General features: G+C 72.1%; 19 protein-coding genes and 1 riboswitch. Of the genes, 7 read left to right on the forward strand and 12 right to left on the reverse strand.

Going from position 1 to position 22,794, the window contains the following annotated elements:
- Positions 1–269: 269 nt before the first annotated feature.
- The 7 genes from ACIPRD_RS19555 to ACIPRD_RS19585 all read right to left on the reverse strand — a co-directional run bounded on the left by ACIPRD_RS19555 (position 270) and on the right by ACIPRD_RS19585 (position 9,570).
- A complete protein-coding gene (locus tag ACIPRD_RS19555) occupies positions 270–947 on the reverse strand; it encodes an SCO2322 family protein (protein ID WP_401564550.1) in 678 nt (225 codons plus the stop codon).
- Positions 944–2,170, reverse strand: coding sequence for a prenyltransferase/squalene oxidase repeat-containing protein (locus ACIPRD_RS19560; RefSeq protein ID WP_401564553.1), 1,227 nt, complete (start codon positions 2,168–2,170; stop codon positions 944–946). The genes ACIPRD_RS19555 and ACIPRD_RS19560 overlap by 4 nt, the downstream gene beginning before the upstream one ends.
- A gap of 112 nt (positions 2,171–2,282) precedes the next feature.
- A riboswitch (cobalamin riboswitch) is annotated at positions 2,283–2,412 on the reverse strand.
- Between the two features lie 94 nt (positions 2,413–2,506).
- The gene (locus ACIPRD_RS19565; RefSeq protein ID WP_401564556.1) at positions 2,507–2,899 is read right to left on the reverse strand and encodes an Imm50 family immunity protein; all 393 of its coding nucleotides are present in this window, start codon (positions 2,897–2,899) and stop codon (positions 2,507–2,509) included.
- 26 nt (positions 2,900–2,925) lie between these two features.
- Positions 2,926–7,584 carry a putative T7SS-secreted protein gene (locus ACIPRD_RS19570; RefSeq protein WP_401564559.1) on the reverse strand — a complete coding sequence of 1,553 codons (4,659 nt, stop codon included), beginning with the start codon at positions 7,582–7,584 and terminating at the stop codon, positions 2,926–2,928.
- On the reverse strand, positions 7,584–8,243 hold the full coding sequence (locus ACIPRD_RS19575) for a hypothetical protein (protein WP_356397955.1): 660 nt from the start codon (positions 8,241–8,243) through the stop codon (positions 7,584–7,586). Before ACIPRD_RS19575 ends, ACIPRD_RS19570 begins: the two co-directional genes overlap by 1 nt.
- Positions 8,240–8,848, reverse strand: a complete 609-nt coding sequence (locus tag ACIPRD_RS19580) for a hypothetical protein (protein ID WP_401564562.1) — start codon at positions 8,846–8,848, stop codon at positions 8,240–8,242. The genes ACIPRD_RS19575 and ACIPRD_RS19580 overlap by 4 nt, the downstream gene beginning before the upstream one ends.
- A gap of 56 nt (positions 8,849–8,904) precedes the next feature.
- Positions 8,905–9,570 carry a TetR family transcriptional regulator gene (locus ACIPRD_RS19585; protein WP_401564564.1) on the reverse strand — a complete coding sequence of 222 codons (666 nt, stop codon included), beginning with the start codon at positions 9,568–9,570 and terminating at the stop codon, positions 8,905–8,907.
- A gap of 220 nt (positions 9,571–9,790) precedes the next feature.
- Between ACIPRD_RS19585 and ACIPRD_RS19590 the strand changes: the two genes are divergently transcribed.
- The 4 genes from ACIPRD_RS19590 (at position 9,791) to ACIPRD_RS19605 (ending at position 13,946) form a co-directional block, all read left to right on the forward strand.
- A complete protein-coding gene (locus ACIPRD_RS19590) occupies positions 9,791–11,221 on the forward strand; it encodes a glycosyltransferase family 4 protein (RefSeq protein WP_401564567.1) in 1,431 nt (476 codons plus the stop codon).
- Positions 11,215–11,994 carry a class I SAM-dependent methyltransferase gene (locus tag ACIPRD_RS19595; RefSeq protein ID WP_401564570.1) on the forward strand — a complete coding sequence of 260 codons (780 nt, stop codon included), beginning with the start codon at positions 11,215–11,217 and terminating at the stop codon, positions 11,992–11,994. Before ACIPRD_RS19590 ends, ACIPRD_RS19595 begins: the two co-directional genes overlap by 7 nt.
- A complete protein-coding gene (locus ACIPRD_RS19600) occupies positions 11,991–13,061 on the forward strand; it encodes a prenyltransferase/squalene oxidase repeat-containing protein (protein ID WP_356397968.1) in 1,071 nt (356 codons plus the stop codon). Before ACIPRD_RS19595 ends, ACIPRD_RS19600 begins: the two co-directional genes overlap by 4 nt.
- 324 nt (positions 13,062–13,385) lie before the next feature.
- The gene (locus ACIPRD_RS19605) at positions 13,386–13,946 is read left to right on the forward strand and encodes a hypothetical protein (protein WP_356397971.1); all 561 of its coding nucleotides are present in this window, start codon (positions 13,386–13,388) and stop codon (positions 13,944–13,946) included.
- Between the two features lie 119 nt (positions 13,947–14,065).
- On the opposite strand, the gene ACIPRD_RS19610 is transcribed toward ACIPRD_RS19605, so the two are convergent.
- From ACIPRD_RS19610 to ACIPRD_RS19625, 4 genes are all read right to left on the reverse strand, one after another.
- Entirely contained in the window at positions 14,066–14,890 is an 825-nt protein-coding gene (locus ACIPRD_RS19610) for a hypothetical protein (RefSeq protein ID WP_356397974.1), read from the reverse strand.
- Between the two features lie 84 nt (positions 14,891–14,974).
- Entirely contained in the window at positions 14,975–15,967 is a 993-nt protein-coding gene (locus tag ACIPRD_RS19615; RefSeq protein ID WP_401564573.1) for an N-acetylmuramoyl-L-alanine amidase, read from the reverse strand.
- Between the two features lie 297 nt (positions 15,968–16,264).
- On the reverse strand, positions 16,265–16,915 hold the full coding sequence (locus tag ACIPRD_RS19620; protein WP_356397980.1) for a class I SAM-dependent methyltransferase: 651 nt from the start codon (positions 16,913–16,915) through the stop codon (positions 16,265–16,267).
- Positions 16,916–17,103: 188 nt separating this feature from the next.
- Positions 17,104–18,846 (reverse strand): MFS transporter, encoded by a 1,743-nt coding sequence (locus ACIPRD_RS19625; protein WP_401564577.1) that lies wholly within the window; start codon positions 18,844–18,846, stop codon positions 17,104–17,106.
- Positions 18,847–19,145: 299 nt separating this feature from the next.
- Between ACIPRD_RS19625 and ACIPRD_RS19630 the strand changes: the two genes are divergently transcribed.
- The 3 genes from ACIPRD_RS19630 (at position 19,146) to ACIPRD_RS19640 (ending at position 22,092) form a co-directional block, all read left to right on the forward strand.
- Positions 19,146–20,576, forward strand: a complete 1,431-nt coding sequence (locus tag ACIPRD_RS19630) for an MFS transporter (RefSeq protein ID WP_356397985.1) — start codon at positions 19,146–19,148, stop codon at positions 20,574–20,576.
- A 152-nt stretch (positions 20,577–20,728) separates the two neighbouring features.
- Complete coding sequence (locus ACIPRD_RS19635; RefSeq protein ID WP_356397988.1) at positions 20,729–21,268, forward strand: SigE family RNA polymerase sigma factor; 540 nt, start codon at positions 20,729–20,731, stop codon at positions 21,266–21,268.
- Positions 21,268–22,092 carry a hypothetical protein gene (locus ACIPRD_RS19640; RefSeq protein WP_401564580.1) on the forward strand — a complete coding sequence of 275 codons (825 nt, stop codon included), beginning with the start codon at positions 21,268–21,270 and terminating at the stop codon, positions 22,090–22,092. The genes ACIPRD_RS19635 and ACIPRD_RS19640 overlap by 1 nt, the downstream gene beginning before the upstream one ends.
- Before the next feature lie 24 nt (positions 22,093–22,116).
- Here the strand turns inward: ACIPRD_RS19640 and ACIPRD_RS19645 are convergent, their stop codons facing one another.
- On the reverse strand, positions 22,117–22,728 hold the full coding sequence (locus ACIPRD_RS19645; protein WP_356397992.1) for a response regulator transcription factor: 612 nt from the start codon (positions 22,726–22,728) through the stop codon (positions 22,117–22,119).
- Between the last annotated feature and the right edge of the window lie 66 nt (positions 22,729–22,794).

The following is a 22,794-nucleotide window of genomic DNA, read 5'->3' on the forward strand; positions in this document are numbered from 1 at the left end:
TCGTGCCAGGTGCCTCACCCGGGCGAGTCGCCTCCCCCGGCCCGGGTGCCTCGCCCTGGCTCCCAACGCGCAGGCGCGGGGCCGCGGGTGGGACGGGGCCGGTGCTCCCGGCGGGCACCGGAGGCGCGGCGGATTCCGCCGTCGACCGGAACAGCCCCGCACCCGGGCTCGCACCCGCACCCGGGCTCGCACCCGCACCCGTGCTCCCACCCGCACCCGGGCGCAGGCGCAGGACCGTGGGCCGCCGGTGGGGTGCGCTCTCGCCGGCGCTAGGCATTCCGGCGCCGCCGGGCCTGCCACACCGCCGCTCCGGCCAGCACCGCGACGACGCCCACGCCGACCGGCAGGCCGAGGGAGGGCCCGCCGTCCGCGTCCTTCTCCCCAGGCTTCTCCGCCTGCTGAGCCTTCTTCTGCTCCTGCGCGCCGTTCTTGCCGGAGCCGTTCCCGGAGACCTGCTCGCCGCAGCCCTGGTGCGGATAGCCGGAGATGGCGCAGAGCAGGGCGTTGGTGTCGTAGCGCAGCGGCTTGGCGACCGTGGCCAGGGCAGCGGCCGTGCTCGCCCCGGGGGCGACACGGGCACAGGCCGTGCGCGCCCCGGGCGGCGTCTCGCCGGACGGGGCGTCCGCGGGGGTGCCGAAGTCGATGACCAGGGCGATCCGCTTCGTCCCCGGCTTCGCGGGCGTGCCCGCGCAGATGGTGCCGAAGTCCGCCGTGCCGCGCGGCCGGGTCGCGTCCGCGGAGTCCGCGCTGACCGCGAACCGGAAGCCCTGGACGGCGCCGTCGTCGGGACTGTCGGTCGACGGCCCCTGCGTGGCGTAGGTCCAGTGCCCGCCGGTCCGCTCCCAGAAGGACCAGTAGCGGTAGCCGGTGGCGTGCGCCTGGGCGGCGCCGGCCACGAGGGCGAACGCGGCGACCAGCAGGGTCGCGGCACGGCGGACGGCGGTCACGGCTGCCGCTTCTTGCGGCCGCTGAGCAGGAAGCCGATGCCGATGCCGAAGACCAGGCCGACGCCGACGATCCACCACACGCTCGTGCTGGAGGACTTCTTCGCGGACTTCTCCTCGTGGCCGCCGGCCTTCGCCGCCTTCTGCGGGGCCGGGCCCAGCTTGTCGAGCGCCTTCACGAGGTCGGTGCCGGCGAAGTCGCGCGGAGACTCGCCCAGCGCGTGGGAGCTGAGGATCAGCTGGGCGTAGGCGGCCGGGCCGCTCTGCGCCGCCCAGGCGGTCGCGTTCTTCTCCAGCCAGGCGTACGGCTTCCTGGCCTCCCCGGTCCGGCCGTCCGCGGCGAGCGCGACGACCGTGTCGGCGGTGTTGCCGAAGTCGGGCTGGTCGGTGGCGCCGGGCATGACCGACATCAGGTGGCCGCTCTTGGCGACGGCACCGGCCAGGTAGGCGGAGGCGTTGCCGGCCAGCAACTGCGCGGTCGGCTTGCCGGAGGCGCAGGCGGGAGCCTTGCCGTGGGCCTTGCCGGGCTCCACGACGAAGCCCTTGCCGAGGGCGCCGAGCACGCCGGCCGCGGTCGCGTCCGCGTTGGCGGCCAGCTTGCCCTTCTTGTCGGGCTGGTAGGCGAAGGAGCCGCCGCCGTCCGCGGAGCAGGGCAGCGCCAGGGAGGCCAGCGCGTCGAGCGGGGTCCTGCCCTGGGCGCGCAGACCGGCGGTGTCCTCACCGGCGGCGGCGAGCGCGCCGACGACCACCGAGGTGGAGTTGGTGTCGCTCGGGCCGCCCGCCATGTAGCCCCAGCCGCCGTCCTTGTCCTGGACCGACTTCAGCCAGGTGACGCTCTTGCGGACCGCGTCGTCGTGTCCGCCGACCGCCTTGAGGGCCTGTACGGCGGCGGCGGTGCTGTTGGTGTCCGGCTGGGCACCGGCCTTGCCGCCGCAGGCCTTGGCCGGGTCCGCGCGGAACGCGGCGAAGCCGCCGTCGGCGCACTGCTGCGCGGCCAGCCAGCTCACGGCCGAGGCCGCGGGGCGCTCGCCCGCGGTGTGCTGGGCGATCAGGGACAGCGACTGGCGCCACACACCGTCGTACGTCGGGTCGGTCTTGCCGAACAGCGCGGCCGGGACCGTCACCTTCGGGGGCGCGGACGGCGACGGGTCGGCGGCCATGGCGGGGGCGGCGGCGGCCAGCACGCCTAGGGCGGCGAGAGCCGCGGCACTGCGGCGGACGTTCATGGTCGGCGACTGCCTCTCCTGCGGGGAGCCGGGCAGCGCACGGGAGACCCGGGCGGCTCGACTCCGTATACCTCGACGGTGTCGTGCACGGCGGGCGCCGCACACACGAGCCGTTCAACGTCCTGTGCGAGGCATTCCGGCTCACCGCCCGGCAGGGAGGATCACGGTTGCGGGTCAGCGCCGGAATTGCACCGGCTTTCCCCCGTACGAGTGTGATGACGACCCGGCCACTTTACCGGCAGCCGACACGGGGCGGGGGAGTGGCCGTCGGCACAGGGCCTCGGTGACGGGGGTCACGCCGCAGGACGGCTCCCGGCCCGCCCTCGGGGCCCGTCGTCACTTCGCCGTATCGGCGTATGCGGTCAACTGCGAGATGTGGGCGGTGTCGGAGACGGCCTCGATGCGCATCTCGGGCGATCTGACGTCGACGTGGACCCCGTCGTCCCCCGAGAGGGAGATGCTTGCTGTCACTTCGCTGCCGAACCCTTCCAGCGTGACCGTGCGCAGACCGCTGAAGGAGATCTCGATCTGCACGGTGTTGAAACCCTGCGCGGTCCACTTGCGCGGTGGCATGGACGGGTAACGAGGAAGGTCGACGCGCATCCTCAGAACCGGCCCGTCCTCGTGCAGGGTCACCTCTCTCACCCGGACGTCCGAGAGAGCTGGCGGATCTCCTTGGTAGACCGCCGAAATCCCCTCCGGATTGTGCAGCAGTGAAATCCACGACATGGCGATCTTCTTTCTTTCCTTCTGCTTCAGTACTCGTAATGCTGGGCTGTTCCGGGGACTTTACCAGTTCGAGGGTTCTCGGACGGGCGGACATTGAAATGGCGCCCTTGGTTGCCGACGCCGCCTTCGCGGAAGTCGTGACCGTAGGAATGATCCTGGATGATTACCTTGCTGCCGTCGCTTCGCGTGTAAACGTATTCGCGTGTCATGACAGGTTTCCCTGAATCGTCCATGATCTGGTGGCCGGTTCGATCCGTCATCGGGACTCGATTGATTTCGTCGGGGTGTTGCGACACGGGGATGTCCAGGTCGCGTTTCGCCTCCCGGAAGGCGGAATTTCGACTGCTCGAATACTTGTGGGACGGAGGCTCGGTGCAGGGGGAAAGGCCGAGGGGGTCAGTCCAAGTATGCGGATTGTCGACGTAGCCCGCCGGATTCGGCGCGGGAACGAGACCGAGAGGGTCGTCGGTGAGGTACCGGGCCGTCTCGGGATCGTAATGGCGAAAATAGTTGTAGTGCAGCCCCGTTTCGGGGTCGTAATACTGACCTGGGAAGCGCAGAGGTGTGTAGGCGGTGCTCCGGGTCGCCCACGCCGTCGTCCCCCACAGGGTGCTGCGGGTTCGCCAGGCGATCTCGCCCTGCTCGTCGAGGAGTTCCGAGGGAGTTCCCACGAGATCGGTGACGATGGCGAAGAAGCGTGAGTCGATCTCGTCCTGAGGAGCGCCGGCAGGGGTGATGCGTTCCGTCTGGGCCACAGGGCGTCGGCCTTGGTGGTCCCAGGTGAGAGTGACGGGACCTGCCAGCTCTGCCGAGATCGTCGTCTGTTCGCAGAGGTCGGTGCCGTCCCAGGTGAAGTCGACCCGCTCCACGACGGTCTCGCCGTCGGCCGCGAGGCGGAGTTTCGCCGTGCGGCGGCCCAGAGGGTCGTAGGTGTAGCGCCAGCGGGTGCCGTCGGGCGTCACCACTGACATCAGGCGGTCCTCGGTACCCCACTCGTAACGCCAGGTGTCCGGTTTGCGGGACAGACGAGGCTTCTGGCGGAGAGTGATGCGGCCGAGGGCGTCGTGTTCGTACCGGACCTCTCCGGCCCGGATGATGCGAGTGCCGGCGTAGTCGCGGCTGCCGACCGCTTCCTGACCCGGGTGACCGGCCGGCCACACCGCCTGGGTCTGGTTTCCCGCCTTGTCGTAGGCGTAGGCCTCGGTCCAGTCGGCCGCGTGCACGGCCGTGACCCGTCCCGTGGCGTCCAGATCGAACCGACGGACACCGGAGAGGTGGTCGTCGATGCCGATCACGTTGCCGTCGGCGCGGTAGGTGTAGGACCGCTGCTGGACGGTGTGACCCCCGGCCCCGGTCACCGACTGGGTCGTCAGGCGCCCCATGGAGTCGAAGGTGTGCTCCAAGGCGACGGTTCCGCCGACGCGTCGGCTTTGTTCGCGGCCTGTCTCGTCGTAGGCGAAGTCGATGGTGCGGCCCGAGGCGACCATGCTGGTGCGCCGCCCGGCGGCGTCGTACGACCAGATGGTGGTGGCACCGGTGGGGGTCGTGCGGCCGGTGCGGCGGCCCAGCGCGTCGTAGGTGTACGTCTGGGTGCGACCGTCGACCGTTTCCGAGCGCAGGTGGCCGTGACGGTCGCGCAGGAGGGTGAGGGTGGAACCGTCGGGTCCGGTCGCGCGGGCCAGTTGGCCGGTCAGGTCGTAGGCGTAGGTGGTGACCTGTCCGGCCGCGTCCTTGCGGATCGTCCGGCCCAGTTCGTCACGTTCGAAGAGGGTCGTTTCCCCGACTGCGTTGGTACGACCGGTCTGGCGTCCGGCCGCGTCGTAGGTGTAGGTCAGGCTGTGGTGGTCGAAGTCCGTTTCCGTGACCAGACGTCCGTCCGCGTCGTACTCGTAGCTCCACTTCAGACCTAGGGGGTTGGTCACCTCCGTCAGCCGCAGCTCGGTGTCGTGGGCGAACTCGTAGCGCACGCCGTCCGGGCCGGTGCGGGCGGCGAGCAGGTCGAAGTGGGTGTATTCGAGACGGGAGACGCCACCGAGCTGGTCGGTGTACGTCGTGCAGTTGCCCTCGCCGTCGTGCGTCCAGACCTCGGTCGTGCCATCGGGGGCCGTGCGCCGGGCCAGATGACCCTCGACTGTCCATTCCGAACGCGTGGTCGCGCCGGCCGGGTCGGTGACCGTGACCGGGCGGCCGAAGGCGTCCCGTCCGTAGCGGGTCACGGCGCCCAGCGGGTCCGTGATCTCCAGGGGGAGACCGGATCGGTCGGACGCCACCCGCGTCGTGTGGCCGAGGGAGTCCGTCACGGAGGCCAGGTGACCGGCCTCGGTGTAGGTGAAGTGCGTGGTCCGGCCGGCCGAGTCAGTCACCGATGTGCGGTTGCCATGGACGTCGTACGCCTGACGGATCACCGTCCCGTCCGGGTTCACCACCTTCACGGGCAGGCCGAGACCGTTGTACTCCGCCCTCGCCTCACGGCCGTCCGGGCGTACGACACACGTCAGGTTGCCCGCCGTGTCGTACGCGAACGTCGTCACACGGCCCAGCGGGTCCGTCTCGGAGAGCAGGCGGTTGAAGCGGTCGCGCCGGTAGTGGGTGACCGCGCCCAGGGCGTCCGTCTCGGCGATGACCTGGCAGTGCCGGTTGGTCAGGTAGGTGGTGCGGTGGCCCAGCGAGTCCGTGATCGTCGTGGTGGACTCGCCGGTGTCCGGGTCCGCGGAGCTGTAGGCGAAGGCCGACCGCAGGTGGCCCGCGACGCCGGACTGCCAGGTACAGCGGTCCTGGTCGTCGTAGACGTACGTGAAGTGGCTGTCGTTGGTGTCCGTCCAGGACGTGATGCGGCCGAGATCGTCGTAGCCGAAGCGGGTCGGGAGGCCGGAGGAGTTGGTTACCTCGGTGAGGTGGCCGTCGGTGTAGCCGTAGCGGAGCAGTTCCTGGTCGGTGCCGTCCGGGGCCGCGCCGGCCAGGCGCAGTGCGGTGACGCGGTCGTCCGACGTCGATATGAGCAGGCGGTAGCCACCGCAGTGCGTCAGCGCGCGGGGCGCACCCTCCGCGTCGTGCTCGAACGCGATCCAGTTGCCATTGCGGTCGTCGAGCTGCTCCAGCACCGCCAGGGTTTCGGAGCGGTCGGCGAAGTGCCGTACGCGGCCGGACTCCGGATCGGTGAGGGTGTAACCGCCGTCCACCCGGTCCAAGGGCCAGCGCGCACCGTGACTGGGCAGCGTCGGTACGCCGGGGGCCGGGTGCGGGTAGGCGAGTGTCACGCCGTCCTCGCCGACGAAGACGACTCCCTCCGTGTCGATTTCCAGGCGCTGGTCGAGCGTCGAGGACCAAGCAGGTCCGAACCAGCCGCCCAGCCGGTACGACGACTCGAACTGCCGCCTGAAGGTGAGGGGCAACTGCCCCGGAAGGGACACATCGGTCGCCGGGAGCACCATCCTGCCGGTGGCGACGTCGACGGGGTCCTTCGCGCAGACCTTCTCGCCGGGACGCCGTGCGACATCGTCCGCGCCCTCTTCCACGGCCTCCCGCGCGGTCTTGCGCAGTCCCTGTTCCGCGACGCCCTCGGCCCCCTCCTTCAGCGCCAGCCGCAGTCCGCCGCGGGCCAGGCCCGCGCCCTTGGTGCCGATGAGTTCGGGGATGAGGCGGCCGACGAACTCGGAGGGGTCCTTCTCGAAGCCGTCGACGGCGGCCTGGACGACCCGTTCGGGATGGGCGGCGGTGGAGACCAGGCCGGAGAGCGTCATGCTGACGTTCTGCACATAGGCGGCCGGGTGGGTGAGGTTGTAGGGGTCGGTGGGGTTCAGGCCGCGGGCGAAGTTCAGGAGGCCCGCGGTGCCCTTCAGGGCGCCGCCCACGACGTGGGTGAGTTCGGTGTTGTAGGCCTGGTAGCCGTCGGTGAGGTCGTCGCGGATACGGGACAGCGGCGGGGGTTCTGCCGGGGCGTGGGCGAGAGCCGCCCTGACCTTGCCCTGGGCTTCGGAGCCGGCGGTGTTGCGCTGTTTACGGGCCTCGGCGAGTTTCTGCGCGGCCGCTTTGATGTCGGCCTTGCCGGGATCGTGGAAGGGCTCCGGCTTCGGTCCCGGATCCTCGTCCGCCTTGATCCTGGCGTTGTAGGCGTCGGCTTTCCGGTTGTAGGCGTCGGCCGCGTCCTTGGACGCCTTCACGCCCTTCTTGTAGAGCTCGACGGCTTCCTTGGCCTGCCCTTGCGCCCACTTCACGGTGTCCGCGAACGACTCCAGCGCCCCGGCCGCCGACTCGCACGCCTGTGCCGCCTGCGCCCACTTCAAGGGGTGGACGCCGAGCTTCTCCCGGAACGTGTTGCCGCCCTCGCCCACCCATCCGGATGAGTCGACCTTCTTCAGCCCCGAACTCACCTTTTCGAATGCGCCGTTGAAGTCCCGCAGGTGCTTGGCGCTCTCCCGGATCTTCGCCGGGTCGCCGTGCACGAGTTCGTTCGGCTCCTCGGTCCGGCCGAGCTGTTGCTCGCCGGGGGTGGCGCCCAGGTCGGAGGCGACCTCGTCGCCCCAGTCCTCCACGCCGTCCGCCCAGTCGTGCGCACCGACCTTGTCCAGGCCCTCGCCCAGTTGGTCGGTGCCCCAGTCCACGGCCTCGCCGAGCTTCTTCTTGCCCGCGTCGTAGAGGTCCTCGCCCTTGCCCAGCAGCGAGTTGGTGATGTCCCCGAGACCCATCAGCCCTCACCGCCCTGCTGCTCGGCCGCCTTGGCGCGTTCTTCGGGGGAGGGGCCGAAGGTGTCGTCGAGATACTGGTCGTACTGCTTGTCCGAGACACCGAACGCGTCGTGCAGGTCCTGCGGATCCATGCCGGGCAGCGGTCCGATCGTGTGCGAGGTCATCACGTCCCGGCCGGCGTCCTTCCAGCCCTGCTCGCTGTTGTCCAGCGCCTGGTCCATGGACTCCTTGCTGTAGTCCACGCCGCCGTACGCGCCGGACGTGGCGATGTCCCCCCAGCCCATCTTCTCCACGTCCTCCTCGGACGCGTACGGATTGCCGATCGCCGCGTTCTCCACGACCTTGAAACTGCCTTCCACGTACTGCTCGGTCTCGTAGTAGGTCCCCGCCGACAGGCCCGTCTTCACCGCGAACCCGTTGCCCTCGACGATCAGCGACCGCACTCCCCACTCCCAGCGCTCGCAGAACGACGTGAACTCGCCCGTCAGCCCCTCGTGGCCCAGTTCCAGACCGGACAGCGCGAGGTCACCGAAACCGCGCCCGGCCCCGGCCTCACCGACCATCCCGAGTTCCTTCAACTCACCCAGCGCCTCGGTCAGGCCCTTCGCGATCAGACCCAGCCCCTCGGCCTTCAGGTCCTTGCCCCCGCCACCACTCATGCCGCAGCCTCCGGGTCACCGTTCTCGTCGTGGTCCAGCGCCACCTCGTCGGGCACGATCCCCACCACCGGAGGGAACACCATCCCCTCCTCGCCGTCCGCGCAGTCCAGCGCCACCCCGCACGGCACCCCGGCCGCGGGTACCGCCACATCCAGCAGCCGCGCGCCGAGAACCGTCTGATACGTCCACTCGCGCGCCACATCGCCACGTGCCACGGCGTAACGGGCCAGCGCCTGCTCGTCGGAGAAGGCCAGGATGAAACGGATCCCGTCCACGTCGGCCGTCAGCAGACCGCGTTCCCCGACCGGGACAGAGCCGTCGCCCAGCGGCACCAGGACAGCCGTGCGGCGGAACTCGCCGAGCAGCGCCGCGAACTCCCTCCTGCGCGCCCGGACACCGGGATCCTCGGCGGGCGGTGGGACAGGCGCGGCCGTGCCGGCCGGTGGCGCCGCTTCCCGCTGCCCGGTCGACGCGGCTACCGCCTCCATCGGAGAGAACGTCGCTTGCTCCTGCGAAGGGACCGTCATCTCCGCGTAGTCGGCGAGCCGTGACCTCGGAGTCTTCTGGTGCGGCGCATCGATCGCCCCGTCCACGTGTTCGGACATGGCGTCATCATCGCTATCGCACTCACCGAGAACAAGTCGCTCCCGTCACACCCCTGTCACAGCACGGCGGGGGAGTCATCGGCGGCGGGTCCGGCAGGGGCGGCCGGGTCCGGGAGGTCGAGGAGGCGGCAGGCTGTTCGGATGTCGGTGCTGACCTGGCTGGCCGAGGCGCGGCCGGAGAGCCACGCGATGAGGGCCGCGTGCCAGGTGTGTTCGATGACGCGGACGGCGGAGAGCTGACCGGGGGTCGGGTCGGTCAGGCCCGTCGCGTCCAGGATGATCTCCGTGGTGCGGCGGGAGACCTCGTCGACCTCGGCGGCGACACCGCGGTCGGCGAAGGTGAGGGCGCGGAGCATCGCGTCGGCCAGCCGCGGATCGCGCTGGAGGGAACGGAAGGCGCGCGTCAGGGTCTCGGCGACCCGCTCGGAGGGGAGTTCGCCCGTGGGGGGTCTGCGGCGCAGCGTGGCGTGCAGGCGCTCCAGCTGGTCCTGCATGGTGGCCACCAGCAGATGCACCTTGGACGGGAAGTAGCGGTACAGCGTGCCGAGGGCCACCTGCGAGGACTCCGCGACCTCGCGCATCTGCACGGCGTCGAAGCCGCCCTGGCAGGCCAGCCGCGCGCTCGCGTGCAGGATCCGCCGGCGCCGGGCCTCCTGACGCTCGGTGAGCGGCGCCGTGGGAGGCCGGCCGCCGCTGGGTTCCGCCTTGGGTCGCGCAGTCATGGGTCCCGTTCCGTGACAGTCGGTGAGGGCTTCTGCAGAGCAGGTGACCGGACCGGCGCGCGGGGGCGCGTGCCGTGGCGTGAATCACCTGATCCATTGCCCGCTGTGCCCCTACCTGCCGGTAGATTCAGAGCCTCTTGAACGATCAAGTCTGAAACTTGTTCTAGATTAACGTCCCGGCGTAGTGTCGCGGGGCAGTGCAGGCAGAAGGGGGCCCGGAGTGACCGCTGAGGCCAGTCAGGCGGGTCCCCGGCAGGACCTCGCCGCCGACGGAGAACGTCCGCTCGACATCGCGCTCCTCACCTACAAAGGGAACCCGTTCTGCGGCGGCCAGGGTGTCTACGTACGGCACCTCTCGCGCGAGCTCGCGCGCCTCGGGCACCGGGTGGAGGTCATCGGCTCCCAGCCGTACCCCGTACTGGACGGTGACGGCGGGTTCGGCGGCCACGGCGGCCGGCTGACCCTCACCGAGCTGCCCAGCCTCGACCTCTACCGCCAGCCCGACCCCTTCCGCACCCCCGGGCGGGACGAGTACCGCGACTGGATCGACGCGCTGGAGGTCGCCACCATGTGGACCGGCGGCTTCCCCGAGCCGCTGACGTTCTCCCTGCGTGCCCGCCGCCATCTGCGCGCCCGGCGCGGCGAGTTCGACATCGTGCACGACAACCAGACCCTCGGCTACGGCCTGCTCGGCGACATCGGCGCCCCTCTGGTCACCACGATCCACCACCCCATCACCGTCGACCGGCAGCTGGAGCTGGACGCCGCCGAGACCCGGCAGCGGCAGTGGTCGGTGCGCCGCTGGTACGCGTTCACCCGGATGCAGAAGCGCGTGTCGCGCCGCCTGCCCTCCGTCCTCACCGTCTCCGGCAGCTCCCGCCAGGAGATCGTCGACCACCTCGGTGTCCGCGAGGACCGCGTCCACGTCGTCCACATCGGCGCCGACACCAACCTCTTCGCGCCGGACCCCGCGGTCGCCGAGGTGCCCGGCCGGATCGTCACCACCTCCAGCGCCGACGTGCCGCTCAAGGGCCTCGTCTTCCTCGTCGAGGCGCTCGCCAAGGTCCGCACCGAACACCCCGACGCCCACCTCGTCGTCGTCGGCAAGCGCCCCGAGGAGGGGCCCGTCGCCCAGGCGGTCGAGCGCTACGGCCTCGAAGGCGCCGTCGACTTCGTCAAGGGCATCTCCGACGCCGAGCTGGTGGACCTGATCCGTTCGGCCGAGGTCGCCTGCGTCCCCTCGCTCTACGAGGGCTTCTCGCTGCCCGCCGCCGAGGCGATGGCCACCGCCACCCCGCTGGTCGCCACCACCGGCGGCGCGATCCCCGAGGTCGCGGGGCGTGACGGGGAGACCTGCCTCGCCGTACCGCCCGGCGACGCCGGCGCGCTGGCCGCGGGGCTCAGCCGGCTGCTCGGGGACCGCGAGCTGCGCGCGCGCCTCGGCGCGGCGGGCCGCGAACGGGTGCTGCGGCACTTCACCTGGGCCCGCGCGGCGGAGGGCACCGTGGCCCGTTACCGCGAGGCCATCGCCCGTACCCCCGCTCCGGCGCGTCCGCACGGGGGGAACCCCGGCGCGGCTCGCGACGCCGGCCGCGCCGCGGCCCCGGCAAGTGTTGCAGGCATCTCCTCCGAAAGCAGGGCCACGTGCTGACCGTCGACTTCTCCCGGTTCCCGCTCGCCCCCGGCGACCGTGTACTGGACCTCGGCTGCGGGGCCGGGCGACACGCCTTCGAGTGCTACCGGCGTGGCGCGCAGGTCGTGGCGCTGGACCAGAACGCCGAGGAGATCCGCGAGGTCGCCAAGTGGTTCGCGGCGATGAAGGAGGCCGGGGAGGCGCCCGAGGGTGCCACCGCCACCGCCATGGAGGGTGACGCCCTCGCGCTGCCCTTCCCCGACGAGTCCTTCGACGTCGTCATCATCTCCGAGGTGATGGAGCACATCCCCGACGACAAGGGCGTGCTCGCCGAGATGGTCCGGGTGCTCAGGCCCGGCGGCCGGATCGCCATCACCGTGCCGCGCTACGGCCCGGAGAAGGTCTGCTGGTCGCTGTCCGACGCCTACCACGAGGTCGAGGGCGGCCACATCCGCATCTACAAGGCGGACGAACTCCTCGCGAAGATCCGCCAGGCGGGCCTGAAGCCGTACGGCACGCACCACGCGCACGCGCTGCACTCGCCGTACTGGTGGCTGAAGTGCGCCTTCGGTGTCGACAACGACAAGGCGCTGCCCGTGCGGGCGTACCACAAGCTGCTGGTCTGGGACATCATGAAGAAGCCGCTCGCGACCCGGGTCGCCGAGCAGGCGCTGAACCCGCTGATCGGCAAGAGCTTCGTGGCCTACGCGACCAAGCCCCACCTGCCGCGCGCGGCCGCCGCCCCCGCCGACTCCGCTGTCCCCGCCGCCCCCGAGGCGGCCGCCAAGTGACGACTCCCCGGACAGACCACCTCGTCCTGCCCGGGGTCCTCACCGCCGAGCAGGCCGCCGCGACCGTGCGCGGCATCCTGGCGCACCAGCGTGAGGACGGCGCGATCCCCTGGTTCCGCGGCCACCACCTCGACCCCTGGGACCACACCGAGGCCGCCATGGCCCTGGACGCGGCCGGCGAGCACGAGGCGGCGGAACGGGCCTACGACTGGCTCGCCACCCACCAGAACCCCGACGGCTCCTGGTACGCGGCCTACGCCGACGGCGCCCACGACGACGTCACCGACCGCGCCCGCGAGTCCAACTTCACCGCCTACATAGCCGTCGGCGTCTGGCACCACTACCTGTCCACCGGGGACGACACGTTCCTGGACCGCATGTGGCCCACCGTCTACGCGGCGGTCGAATGGGTGCTCGGACTCCAGCAGCCCGGCGGCCAGATCGGCTGGCGCCGCGACGACGACGGAACGCCCGCCACGGACGCCCTGCTCACCGGCAGTTCGTCCGTCCACCACGCCCTGCGCTGCGCGCTCGCCATCGCCGACCAGCGTGAAGAGACCCAGCCGGACTGGGAGTTGGCCGCCGGCGCGCTGCGCCACGCGATCCGCCGGCATCCCGAGCGCTTCCTGGACAAGGACCGCTACTCGATGGACTGGTACTACCCGGTCCTCGGCGGCGCGCTGACCGGAGCGGAGGCCAAGGCCCGCATCGAGGCGGACTGGGACCGCTTCGTCGTCCCCGGCCTCGGCGTGCGCTGCGTCGTCCCCAACCCCTGGGTGACCGGCGGCGAGTCCAGCGAGCTCGCGCTGGCACTGTGGGCGATGGGCGAGTCCGACCGCTCCCTGGAGATTCTCCAGTCCATCCAGCATCTGCGCGACCCGGACTCCGGGCTGTACTGGACCGGTTACGAGTTCGAGGACGAGGTCGTGTGGCCCCGCGAACTCACCACCTGGACCGCGGGCTCCCTCCTGCTCGCCGTCGCCGCCCTCGGCGGCCACGACGCCACGTGCGCGGTCTTCGGCGGTGAGCACCTGCCGGCCGGGCTCGACCCGGACTGCTGCGCCTGACCGCCCCACCGCACGGGTGTGTGCACGGCCCGACGCATCGGGCCGTGCGCATGCCGACGGATCGGGCTGTGCGCGTACCGACGGACCGGGCTGTGCGCATGCCGACGGATCGGGCCTGTGCACAGCCCTCCGGCGTACGCGAGCGAGGTGTCCGCGGCGGGGCTTGCGCGCGAGCCGCCTCATCCCGGCGAAACCGCACGTCACAGCAGGTACGCACGGCTTCCCGGGCGCTTTCCCGGTATCGCCCGAGTGGCGCAACGCGTCCCGCTGGGTGAGCCTGCCGTAGGAAGCAACCCGCTCGGGGAGACACGTCCGGAGGACCCCGTGCCCGTTCCGATACGGCGCCTCTGTGTGGCGCTCACCGTGTGCTGCGCCCTGCTGGCCGGTACCACGGCCTGCGGCAGCAGCGAGAAGACCAGCACGAAGGAGGTCGCGGCGGCCGCCGCCGCGGCCACGCCAAGTCCGAGTACGTCCGCCGAACGCCAGAAGTTCGCCAAGACCAGATTCGTGGCGAACGCGGGTCTCGCCGCCGGCGCGACCTACCAGTGGATCGTGAAGCCCTGGAAGGACGGCAAGTTCAAGAAGGGCGCCCACGGCCGCAGGCTGGCCCTGGTGAAGGCCGCCGTCGCCGGTGCCTTCGCCTACAACAGGCTCAAGGCCGCCCAGCGCAACGCCCAGGGCGATCCGCTCCTGTCCAAGGCCCTCGCGCCGCTGACCGCCGGGATCGACTCGCTGAAGAACCTGCCGTCCAAGCTGCGCAAGGGCGACGAGGGTGCGATCGGTTCCTTCGACAGCATCATCAACCAGGTGAAGGACGCCGGTAAGAGCGCGGGTGCCCCGGTCAACAACCAGGTCCCGTCGGCCTCTCAGCTCACCAAGGGCTAGGAATCCGCATCCCCGCAGTGGAGTTGACGCCACGTCAGCCGCTGTACGGGACGGCCTGCCCGACGACGACGGCCCCCCGCCCGTGAGGGCGAGGGGCCGTCGTGCGGTGGTCCGGCGGCTCAGCCGCGCTGGATCCCCGAGGTGTCCTGAAGGATGCCGCGGCGGCCGTCCTGCGTCTGGGCCACCAGCGCGGCGCCACGCTGCTCGACCGCCAGGTACCAGGTGCCGGGCGCCAGCTCGGCGATCGGGCTCGGCGAGCCGTCCTCCGCGAACAGCGGACGGGTCATCGGCACGGCGAACCAGAAGGGCGAGAACTCCGCGGCGGCCGGCTGCTGCGCCGGAACACCCTGCGCGGCCGGCTGGCCGAACGGCTGGCCCTGCTGCGGCTGGGCACCGTACGGCTGCTGGGGCTGGGCGCCCGGGTAGCCGTAACCCGTGGGCGGCTGGGCGCCGTACGGCTGCGGGGCGACCGGCTTGGGGGCCGGGAGCAGCGCGGCCTGGAGGGCCGGGACGAGCGGGCCGGCGATCGCGCCGGCCGCCATCAGCAGGGTGGCGACCAGGGCCAGGATCAGACCCGTGCCGGCGCTCGGACCGTCACCGGAGCCGCCGCCGACGTTGTTCGCGCCGCCGAAGGGGTCGATGACGTTGCCGAGGGCGCTCCAGGCGGCGAACACCGCGAAGGCCGCGCCGAACTGGCCGATGTCCAGACCCGCGACCTTGCGCTGCTGCGGGAGCGCACGGCTGACGACGACGAGGGCCGCGCCGATGATGCCCGCGAGGACGACACCGAGCAGGACCGGGCCGCTCTCCCAGAGGTTCGGCATGTCGATGTCGCCGGCACCGGCCACGTCGTACGAGTAGTTGTCGAAGAACGACGCGATGAACAGCAACACCGCTGCCCCGATCACCACGCCGTCGCCTCTAGTGAGGGAGCGGATATTCACTTCAGGTCCTTCGTAGGTCGTCTCGTCGTCGCACAGACAGTATCGTTCGTAAGATCCGACTGTCCGGTCGGTTGTCCACGCCGGTCACGACTCGTGCAGGAAACTCACGATTCCCTCAGACATTCCCTGCGCCGCCTTCTGCCGCCAGGCCCCGTCGGTCAGTCGTGCCGAGTCCTTCGTATCGCGCATGTTGCCGCACTCGATGAACACCTTGGGAACCGTTGACAGATTGAGACCACCCAGGTCCGTCCGCGTGACGATACCGGTGCCGCCGCCGAGGTAGTTGGAGGGCGGTTCCCCCGTGGCGCTGACGAAGTAGCCCGCGATGCGCGTCCCGAGATCGCGGGACGGACCGACGATCGGGCGGGTGTCGGCGCCGCCGGCGTGCACCGAGCCCGGCAGGATCACGTGGAAGCCCCGGTTTCCCTCCGCCGATCCGTCGGCGTGGATGGAGATCGCGGCGTCCGCGCGCGCGGTGTTGCCGATGCGGGCCCGCTCGTTCACGCACGGACCCCAGGCCGGGCTGTCCGCGTCGTGGGTCAGCTTCACCGTCACCCCCTGCTTCTCCAGCAGGGTGCGCAGCCGGTGGGCGACGTCGAGGGTGAACCGCGCCTCGGCGTAACCGGAGTTGGTGGACGTGCCGGTGGTGTCGCACTCCTTGTGGCCGTTGCCGACGTCCACCTGGCGGGCGATCTCGGCCGTGTGCCGGAAGTTCCCCGGGTTGTGCCCCGGGTCGATGACGACGACCTTGCCCTTGAGCGGTCCGGACGCGTTCACCGGACCGGAAGCGGTCGCGGATCCGGAGGCGGTCGCCGGGCCGCCGGGCTTCTTGCCGTCGTCGTGCGGAGCGGCCGAGGTGTCCCGCGGTTCGGCTCCCGGCGACCGCGTGCGGGACAGCGTCGACGCGGAGCCCGCGGAACCCGCGGCGCCCGGATCCCCCGAGCCGCCGCCCACGGCCTCGTACACCCCCCACCCGAGCAGCACGCCGGGCACCAGCGCGATCAGCGCCACGGTCAGAGGGGCGCGCCGGGGGCGGCGCGACTGCGGGGGCTCGAAGTCAGGGCCTACGTACGACACCACGCCACCCTAGCGGCCGGCCGGCCCGCGCACGGGCGCATGACCGGCCGGCGGCGCGGGCGCGTCCCGCAGGCCACACCGGCGGCCGACGGCTTCACGGCCGGGGGCCGCCGCACACCTGGGGCCGGGGGAGCGTGCGGGACGCGCCCGCGCCCGGCAGACACCTCCCGGGACCTGTCTTCCGGGTCCTGCCGGGGTCGCGGGCCGCGAGACGCCGTAGGGCCGGCCCGGCCCGGCCCGCTCCGGAAGGCAGGCCTAGGGGGCGTCGCGGACCCACGAAGATCGGGGAGACGCCCCCTAGATGCCGCGGCCCGTCCGCCGGAGCACGCGCATCGACCCCGTCACCGACTCCTCCGTGAACGCGCCCGACTCCAGGGCCCGCAGGTAGACCCGGTAGGGGGCCTGCCCGGTGAACTCGTCCTCGGGGTGCGGGAACACGTCGTGGATGACGAGCAGTCCGCCCTCGGCGACGTGCGGGGCCCAGCCCTCGTAGTCGGCGCCGGCGTGCTCGTCGGTGTGGCCGCCGTCGATGAAGACGAGGGCGACGGGGGAGTTCCAGATCGCGGCGACCTGCGGGGAACGGCCGACCAGCGCGACCACGTGGTCCTCCAGCCCGGCCCGGTGCAGCGTGCGCCGGAACGCCGGCAGCGTGTCCATCAGGCCGACCTCGGGGTCCACCGTCTCGGGGTCGTGGTAGTCCCAGCCCGGCTGCTGCTCCTCGCTGCCGCGGTGGTGGTCGACGGTCAGCGCGGTGACGCCGGCCTGGCGGGCGGCGTCCGCGAGCAGGATCGTGGAGCGCCCGCAGTACGTCCCCACCTCCAGCAGCGGCAGCCCGAGCCGTCCCGCCTCCACCGCCGCCGCGTACAACGCCAGTCCCTCGTCGGCGGGCATGAACCCCTTCGCCGCCTCGAAAGCGGCCAGGATCTCCGGCTTGGGTGCCGCGGGCATGGGGGTCCTCTCGGTCGTGACGGCGTGACGGGCCGGGACGCGCGGCGGCGCCGGCGCCGGCACCCGCGGCCCGTGACCGCGGCGACCGGCCGTGACGTCGTACGGCTCTCCCGGCGCCCCATGCTGCCGCACCCCCTGCCGAGGGACGACAGGGGGTGCGGGGCGGGGGCCTGCGGGAGGGGTGCGGGCTACGCGGTGACCGTCTCGCCGGGCAGCGACAGATCCAGTTCCACCGCGCTCTCGTCCCCGGCGTGCGTCGCCGAGGAGGCCAGCGGGCCGTGGCCGGCGGCCCTGGCCGCGAGGACGTAGGGGCCCTCCGCCGGGACCGCGAGGGCGTAGGTGCCGTCCGCCTCGGACAGCGTGGCGCCCGCCTGGCGTCCCCGGCGGTCGATCAGGGTGACCTTGGCGCGCGCGACCGGGGTGCCGGCGGCGTCCAGGACCCGGCCGCGGAAGCCCCGCAGGACCTCCTCGGCCCGCTCCACCGCCGCGTCCTCCTCACTGCTCGCGCGCAGCTGGGCGTGCTGCTCCGGACGAGGCGCCCGGGGCAGGAATATCGCGAGCACCAGGCCCACCGCGACGGCGGCCGTGGCGATCAGGAAGGAGACCCGGAAGCCGTGCATGGTGGGGACGGCGAAGCCGCCCACGTGGTCGGCCGTGTTGGCCAGCACCATGCCGATGACGGCGCTGGACACCGAGGTGCCGATGGACCGCATCAGCGTGTTGAGGCCGTTGGCCGCGCTGGTCTCGGAGGCCGGGACCGCGCCGACGATCAGCGCGGGCAGCGAGGAGTAGGCGAGGCCGATGCCGGCGCCGAGCACCACCGAGGTGACGATCGTCTGCCAGGCGGCGTCCATCAGTCCGAGGCCGCCGCCGTACCCGGCGGCGATGATCACCAGGCCCATGATGAGGGTGGTCCGCGGGCCGTAGCGGGCGGACAGGCGGGCGTAGACCGGAGCCGTGAACATCATGGTCAGGCCCAGCGGGGCCACGCACAGACCCGCGACGACCATCGACTGGCCGAGGCCGTACCCGGTCGCCTTCGGCAGCTGGAGCAGCTGGGGCAGGACGAGCGAGACGACGTAGAAGCTGACGCCGACCATGATCGAGGCCAGGTTGGTGAGCAGCACCTCGCGGCGCGCGGTGGTGCGCAGGTCGACCAGCGGCGCCTTGACCCGCAGCTCGTACAGGCCCCACAGGAGCAGTACGGCCACGGCCGCGGCGAACAGGCCGAGCGTCGTGCCGGAGGACCAGCCCCAGTCGCTGCCCTTGGTGATGGGCAGCAGGAGCAGCACCAGACCGGCCGACAGGCCGAGCGCGCCGACCAGGTCGAAGGAGCCCTCGGCGCGCATCGGGGACTCGGGGACGACGAGGAGGGTGAGGAGGATGGCCACGACACCGAGGCCGGCGGCGCCGTAGAACAGGGCGTGCCAGTCCGTGTGCTCGGCGACCAGGGCGGCGGCGGGCAGCGCGAGGCCGCCGCCGACGCCGATGGAGGAGCTCATCAGGGCCATCGCCGAGCCGAGCCGCTCACGGGGCAGCATGTCCCGCATCAGACCGATGCCCAGCGGGATCGCGCCCATGGCGAAGCCCTGGAGCGTGCGGCCCACGATCATGGTGAGCAGGTCGCTGGTGAGCGCGCTGACCAGGGCGCCGACCACCATCACGGCGAGGCTGAGGATCAGCATGCGCCGCTTGCCGTACAGGTCGCCGAGCCGGCCCATGATCGGGGTGGCGACGGCGCCGGACAGGAGTGTCGAGGTGAGGACCCAGGTGGCGTTGCTGGGCGCGGTGCCGAGCAGCTGCGGCAGGTCCTTGATGACCGGCACGAGCAGCGTCTGCATCACCGCGACCACGATGCCCGCGAAGGCGAGCACGGGGACCAGTGCCCCGGCCGCCTTCGAGGGGGGATGATCGGTCGTCGTGTGGGTCATTGAGTGAGGCCTCCCGCGTGAATGAGTGCTGGGTAAACCTCGTATGCACAGGCAACTATTCCGTTGCTTCGGGTCCCTAATGAATCCTTGACCTTTTCATGGGTTACTGAGCTGTCATCAGGGTCCGGGCGGGGGCTGGGGGAGGGGTCCGTGCGGGGCCGCGCCGAGTGGCGGAGCGGCGGCTCGGGGCAGGTGCGGGGCCGTGCGGGGCCGTGCCGGGTCGGCGTGGGGCGTAGGTCCCCGGACCGGTCCGCCGTCGGGCGAAAAGCCGATGCAAGGACCGTCGTCCGGTTGAGAGCATGACACCCATGCTCGAAGCCGCCGATGTCTCCCGAGTGTCCCGACCCGCCGCACCCGCCGCCTGGCTCGTGGTGGCCCTCGCCTGCGCCGGCCAGTTCCTGGTCGTGCTCGACGTGTCGGTCGTGAACGTGGCGCTGCCGTCGATGCGCGCCGGTCTCGGCCTGAGCGCGTCCGGCCTGCAGTGGGTGGTGAACGCGTACGCCATCGCCTTCGCCGGCTTCATGCTCCTCGGCGGCCGGGCGGGAGACCTCTACGGCCGCAAGCGCATGTTCCTCGTCGGGCTCGGGCTGTTCACGCTGGCCTCGCTGGGAGGCGGCCTCGCCCAGGACGGCTGGCAGCTGCTGCTCGCGCGGGCGGTGCAGGGACTGGGCGCGGCGGTGCTCGCGCCCTCGACGCTCACGCTGGTCACGGCCGCCGTGCCGGAGGGGGCCGCCCGGGCGCGGGCCATAGCGTCCTGGACGGCGGTGGGCGCGGGCGGCGGAGCGGCGGGCGGCGTCGTCGGCGGGGTGCTGGTGGACCTGCTGTCCTGGCGCTGGGTGCTGCTGATCAACGTGCCCGTCGGTGCCGTGCTGCTGGTGGCCTCCGCGCTCCGGCTCCAGGAGAGCCGCGCGGGGGAGCGCCGCCGGCTGGACCTGCCGGGCGCGCTGCTGGTCACGGCGGGTCTCGCGACGCTCGCGTACGGCATCGTGCAGACCGAGGCGCGGGGCTGGACCGCAGCGGCCACCCTGGTGCCGCTGCTCGCCGGGGTGGCGCTCGTCGGCCTCTTCCTGCTGGTGGAGGCGCGTACGGCGGCCCCGCTGATGCCGCTCGGCCTGTTGCGGCGGCGTGCGGTGGCGTCGGCGAACACGGCGATGTTCGTCTCCGGCTCCGCCATGTTCTGCATGTGGTACTTCATGACGCTGTACGCCCAGAACGTGCTCGGTTACACGCCGCTGGAGGCCGGACTCGCCCTGGTGCCCAGTTCCCTCGCGGTGGTCGCGGGCTCCAAGCTGGCGCCGCGGCTGATGAGAGCGGCCGGGGCGCGCACGGTGGCGGCGGGCGGCACGCTGGTGGCCGCGACCGGCTTCGGCTGGCAGTCGACGATGAACGCGCACGTCCCGTACGTCACCGGGATCATGCTCCCGGGCATCCTGATGATGCTCGGCGCGGGCCTGGCCGGCACCCCGCTGGCCGCCCTGGCCACGTCCGGCGCGGAGCCGGGGGAGGCCGGACTGGTCGCGGGGCTCGTCAACACCTCGCGCACGATGGGCGGTTCGCTGGGGCTCGCCGTCATGTCGACGATCGCCGCGGCCGGCACGGGCGCCGCGGCCGGGGCGGGCGGCGGGGGCGCCGAAGCGCTGACGGACGGCTACGTCCTGGTCTTCCGCACCAGCACCGCGCTGCTGCTGGGCGGCGCGGCGCTGATACGGGTGTGGCTGCCGCGGGGGTGAGGGGCCCGTGCGGGGCTGTGCCGTGCGGGGCTGTGCCGTGCGGGTTCGCGGGGCGGTTCGCGGGGCGGTTCGCGGAAGGTTCCGGGACTTCTCGCGGGTGAGGCAACGATCCGGGTGGCTCATGGACTCCTTTTGATATCTAGGAGGTGCTCATGGGGGATCGTAAGCAGGCTCGGAGCGAGGAGTTCCAGAGCTTCATGACCGGCCGCTGGCCGCGGCTGTTGCGTACGGCGTTCCTGCTCACGGGGGAGCAGCACGCCGCCGAGGATCTGACGCAGTCCACGCTCGAACAGGCCTTCTCGTCCTGGCGCAGGGTGGGCGCGGCCGACGACCCGGAGGCGTATGTGCGGCGCGTCATGATCAACATGCATGCGCGCAAGCACAGAAGGAGGCTGAAGGAGTTCCTGGCGCCCCGGGACGACTCGGGGCTGGTGCACGACGTGCCCGACACCGGTGACCGCATCGCCCAGGCCGACGACCGCAGCGCTCTGCTCAAGGCGCTCGCCCAACTGCCCCCACGACAGCGGGAGGCGGTGGTTCTGCGCTACTGGGAGGACCTGACGGAGACGCAGACGGCGCGGGCGATGGGCTGTTCGGTCGGCACGGTCAAGAGCAACGCGGCCAAGGGGATCGCGAAACTCCGCGCCATACCGGCGCTGGCCGAGACGGTGACGCAGGGAGGGCGGAAGTGATGAGCGCGGACCGGAAGAAGTACGAGATGACACAGACGGACATCGCCCTCCTCCTCGCGGACGCCGCGGACGAGGTCGAGATCGGTATAGCCCCCGTCCAGGCCGTCATGCGGGCGGGCCGGCGCCGCAGGGCCCGCCGCTGGGCGGTCGGCGCGGCCACGGCGGTGGTCCTGGCCGGTTCGACGGGCGCGACGCTGGCGTTCGCGGGTCTGCCCGGAATCGGGGACCGGGGAGCGGTGACGGCGCAACGGCCGGCGTCCCCCGAGGCCCGGCACGTGTACGAGCCGCGGGTCACGGTGCTGGCCAGTGGGATCGATCAGGGCAAGGAGTGGTCCGTCGACGTCAGGGTCTGGGGGGCGCCGCGCGACGAGCGGGAGGCCGACCGGCAGTTCGGCGCGATGAAGGACGCCGGACTCGAACCGGTGGACGCCACCAGGGCCGCCGGCCTGATCGGCCGGACGTCGTTCTTCGCGGTCCGTTCCTACGGCGACGGCCACGCGCGGCCGGTCATCTTCAACACGGTCGGGCGGCTGCCGGGGTTCTCCGGCACCGACCTCGAGAGCGCGGCCGTCGGCCTTGCCCCGGGAGCCGGTGCGAAGGACTCCGCCCCGCTGGTGGTCGGCATGGTCGCCAAGAGCGCCCGGGAGGTCACCTGCACCTGGAAGGACGGTGGTTCGACCGCGGCCCGCCCCGCCGTGGATGCGGCCGCTCCCGGAGCCCGCGGCTCGGTGATCCGTCCGGTCGGCTCCTTCCCGGGCGGGAACTGGTTCGTGTGCGTCGGCCCGGACGGGGCGCGGTACAAGGACGCGAAGGTGACGAGGTAGCCCGGCGGGAGGCTCGGGGCCGGCTCACAGCCATCCCTGCCGGCGAGCCTCCCGTACCGCCTCCGCGCGGTTGCGGGTCGCCGTCTTCCCGATCGCCGAGGACAGGTAGTTGCGGACGGTGGACTCCGACAGGTGCAGCCGTCCGGCGACGTCGGCGACCGTGGCCCCGTCCGCCGACGCCTTGAGCACGTCGCACTCACGGGCCGTCAGCGGATTCGGCCCGGCGCTGAGGGCGGCCGCGGCCAGTGCCGGATCGACCACCGTCTCCCCGGTGAGCACGCGCCGGATCGACGCGGCGAGTTCCTCCACCGGGCCGTCCTTGACCAGGAATCCGGCAGCCCCGGCCTCCATGGCCCGGCGCAGATACCCGGGCCTGCCGAAGGTGGTCAGGATCAGGACCCGGCAGCGGGGCGCCTGTTCGCGCAGCAGCGCGGCCGCGTCCAGGCCGCTGATGCCGGGGAGTTCGATGTCCAGCAGGGCCACGTCCGGCCGGTGCAGCAGCGCGGCGTCCACGATCGCGTCGCCGGACGCGACCTGGGCGACCACCTCGATGTCGTCCTCCATGCCGAGCAGCAGGGCCAGCGCGCCGCGCATCATGCCCTGATCCTCGGCGAGCAGAACCCGGATGTCGTTCACCCCTCAAGCGTAGCCAGGGGACGGCCGCCGGGGAGCGGACCGGGCGCGAAGACGGCGGCCGGCGGG

It is taken from the genome of Streptomyces sp. NPDC090108, from assembly GCF_044747185.1.
Taxonomy (GTDB): Bacteria; Actinomycetota; Actinomycetes; order Streptomycetales; family Streptomycetaceae; genus Streptomyces.

Coding starts and splice junctions, on each gene's coding strand:
- ACIPRD_RS19560 (WP_401564553.1), bottom strand. CDS start 2,170: ATGAACGTCCGCCGCAGTGCCGCGGCTCTCGCCGCCCTAGGCGTGCTG.
- ACIPRD_RS19565 (WP_401564556.1), bottom strand. CDS start 2,899: ATGTCGTGGATTTCACTGCTGCACAATCCGGAGGGGATTTCGGCGGTC.
- ACIPRD_RS19570 (WP_401564559.1), bottom strand. CDS start 7,584: ATGGGTCTCGGGGACATCACCAACTCGCTGCTGGGCAAGGGCGAGGAC.
- ACIPRD_RS19575 (WP_356397955.1), bottom strand. CDS start 8,243: ATGAGTGGTGGCGGGGGCAAGGACCTGAAGGCCGAGGGGCTGGGTCTG.
- ACIPRD_RS19580 (WP_401564562.1), bottom strand. CDS start 8,848: ATGTCCGAACACGTGGACGGGGCGATCGATGCGCCGCACCAGAAGACT.
- ACIPRD_RS19585 (WP_401564564.1), bottom strand. CDS start 9,570: ATGACTGCGCGACCCAAGGCGGAACCCAGCGGCGGCCGGCCTCCCACG.
- ACIPRD_RS19620 (WP_356397980.1), bottom strand. CDS start 16,915: ATGCCCGCGGCACCCAAGCCGGAGATCCTGGCCGCTTTCGAGGCGGCG.
- ACIPRD_RS19625 (WP_401564577.1), bottom strand. CDS start 18,846: ATGACCCACACGACGACCGATCATCCCCCCTCGAAGGCGGCCGGGGCA.
- ACIPRD_RS19630 (WP_356397985.1), top strand. CDS start 19,146: ATGACACCCATGCTCGAAGCCGCCGATGTCTCCCGAGTGTCCCGACCC.
- ACIPRD_RS19635 (WP_356397988.1), top strand. CDS start 20,729: ATGGGGGATCGTAAGCAGGCTCGGAGCGAGGAGTTCCAGAGCTTCATG.
- ACIPRD_RS19640 (WP_401564580.1), top strand. CDS start 21,268: ATGAGCGCGGACCGGAAGAAGTACGAGATGACACAGACGGACATCGCC.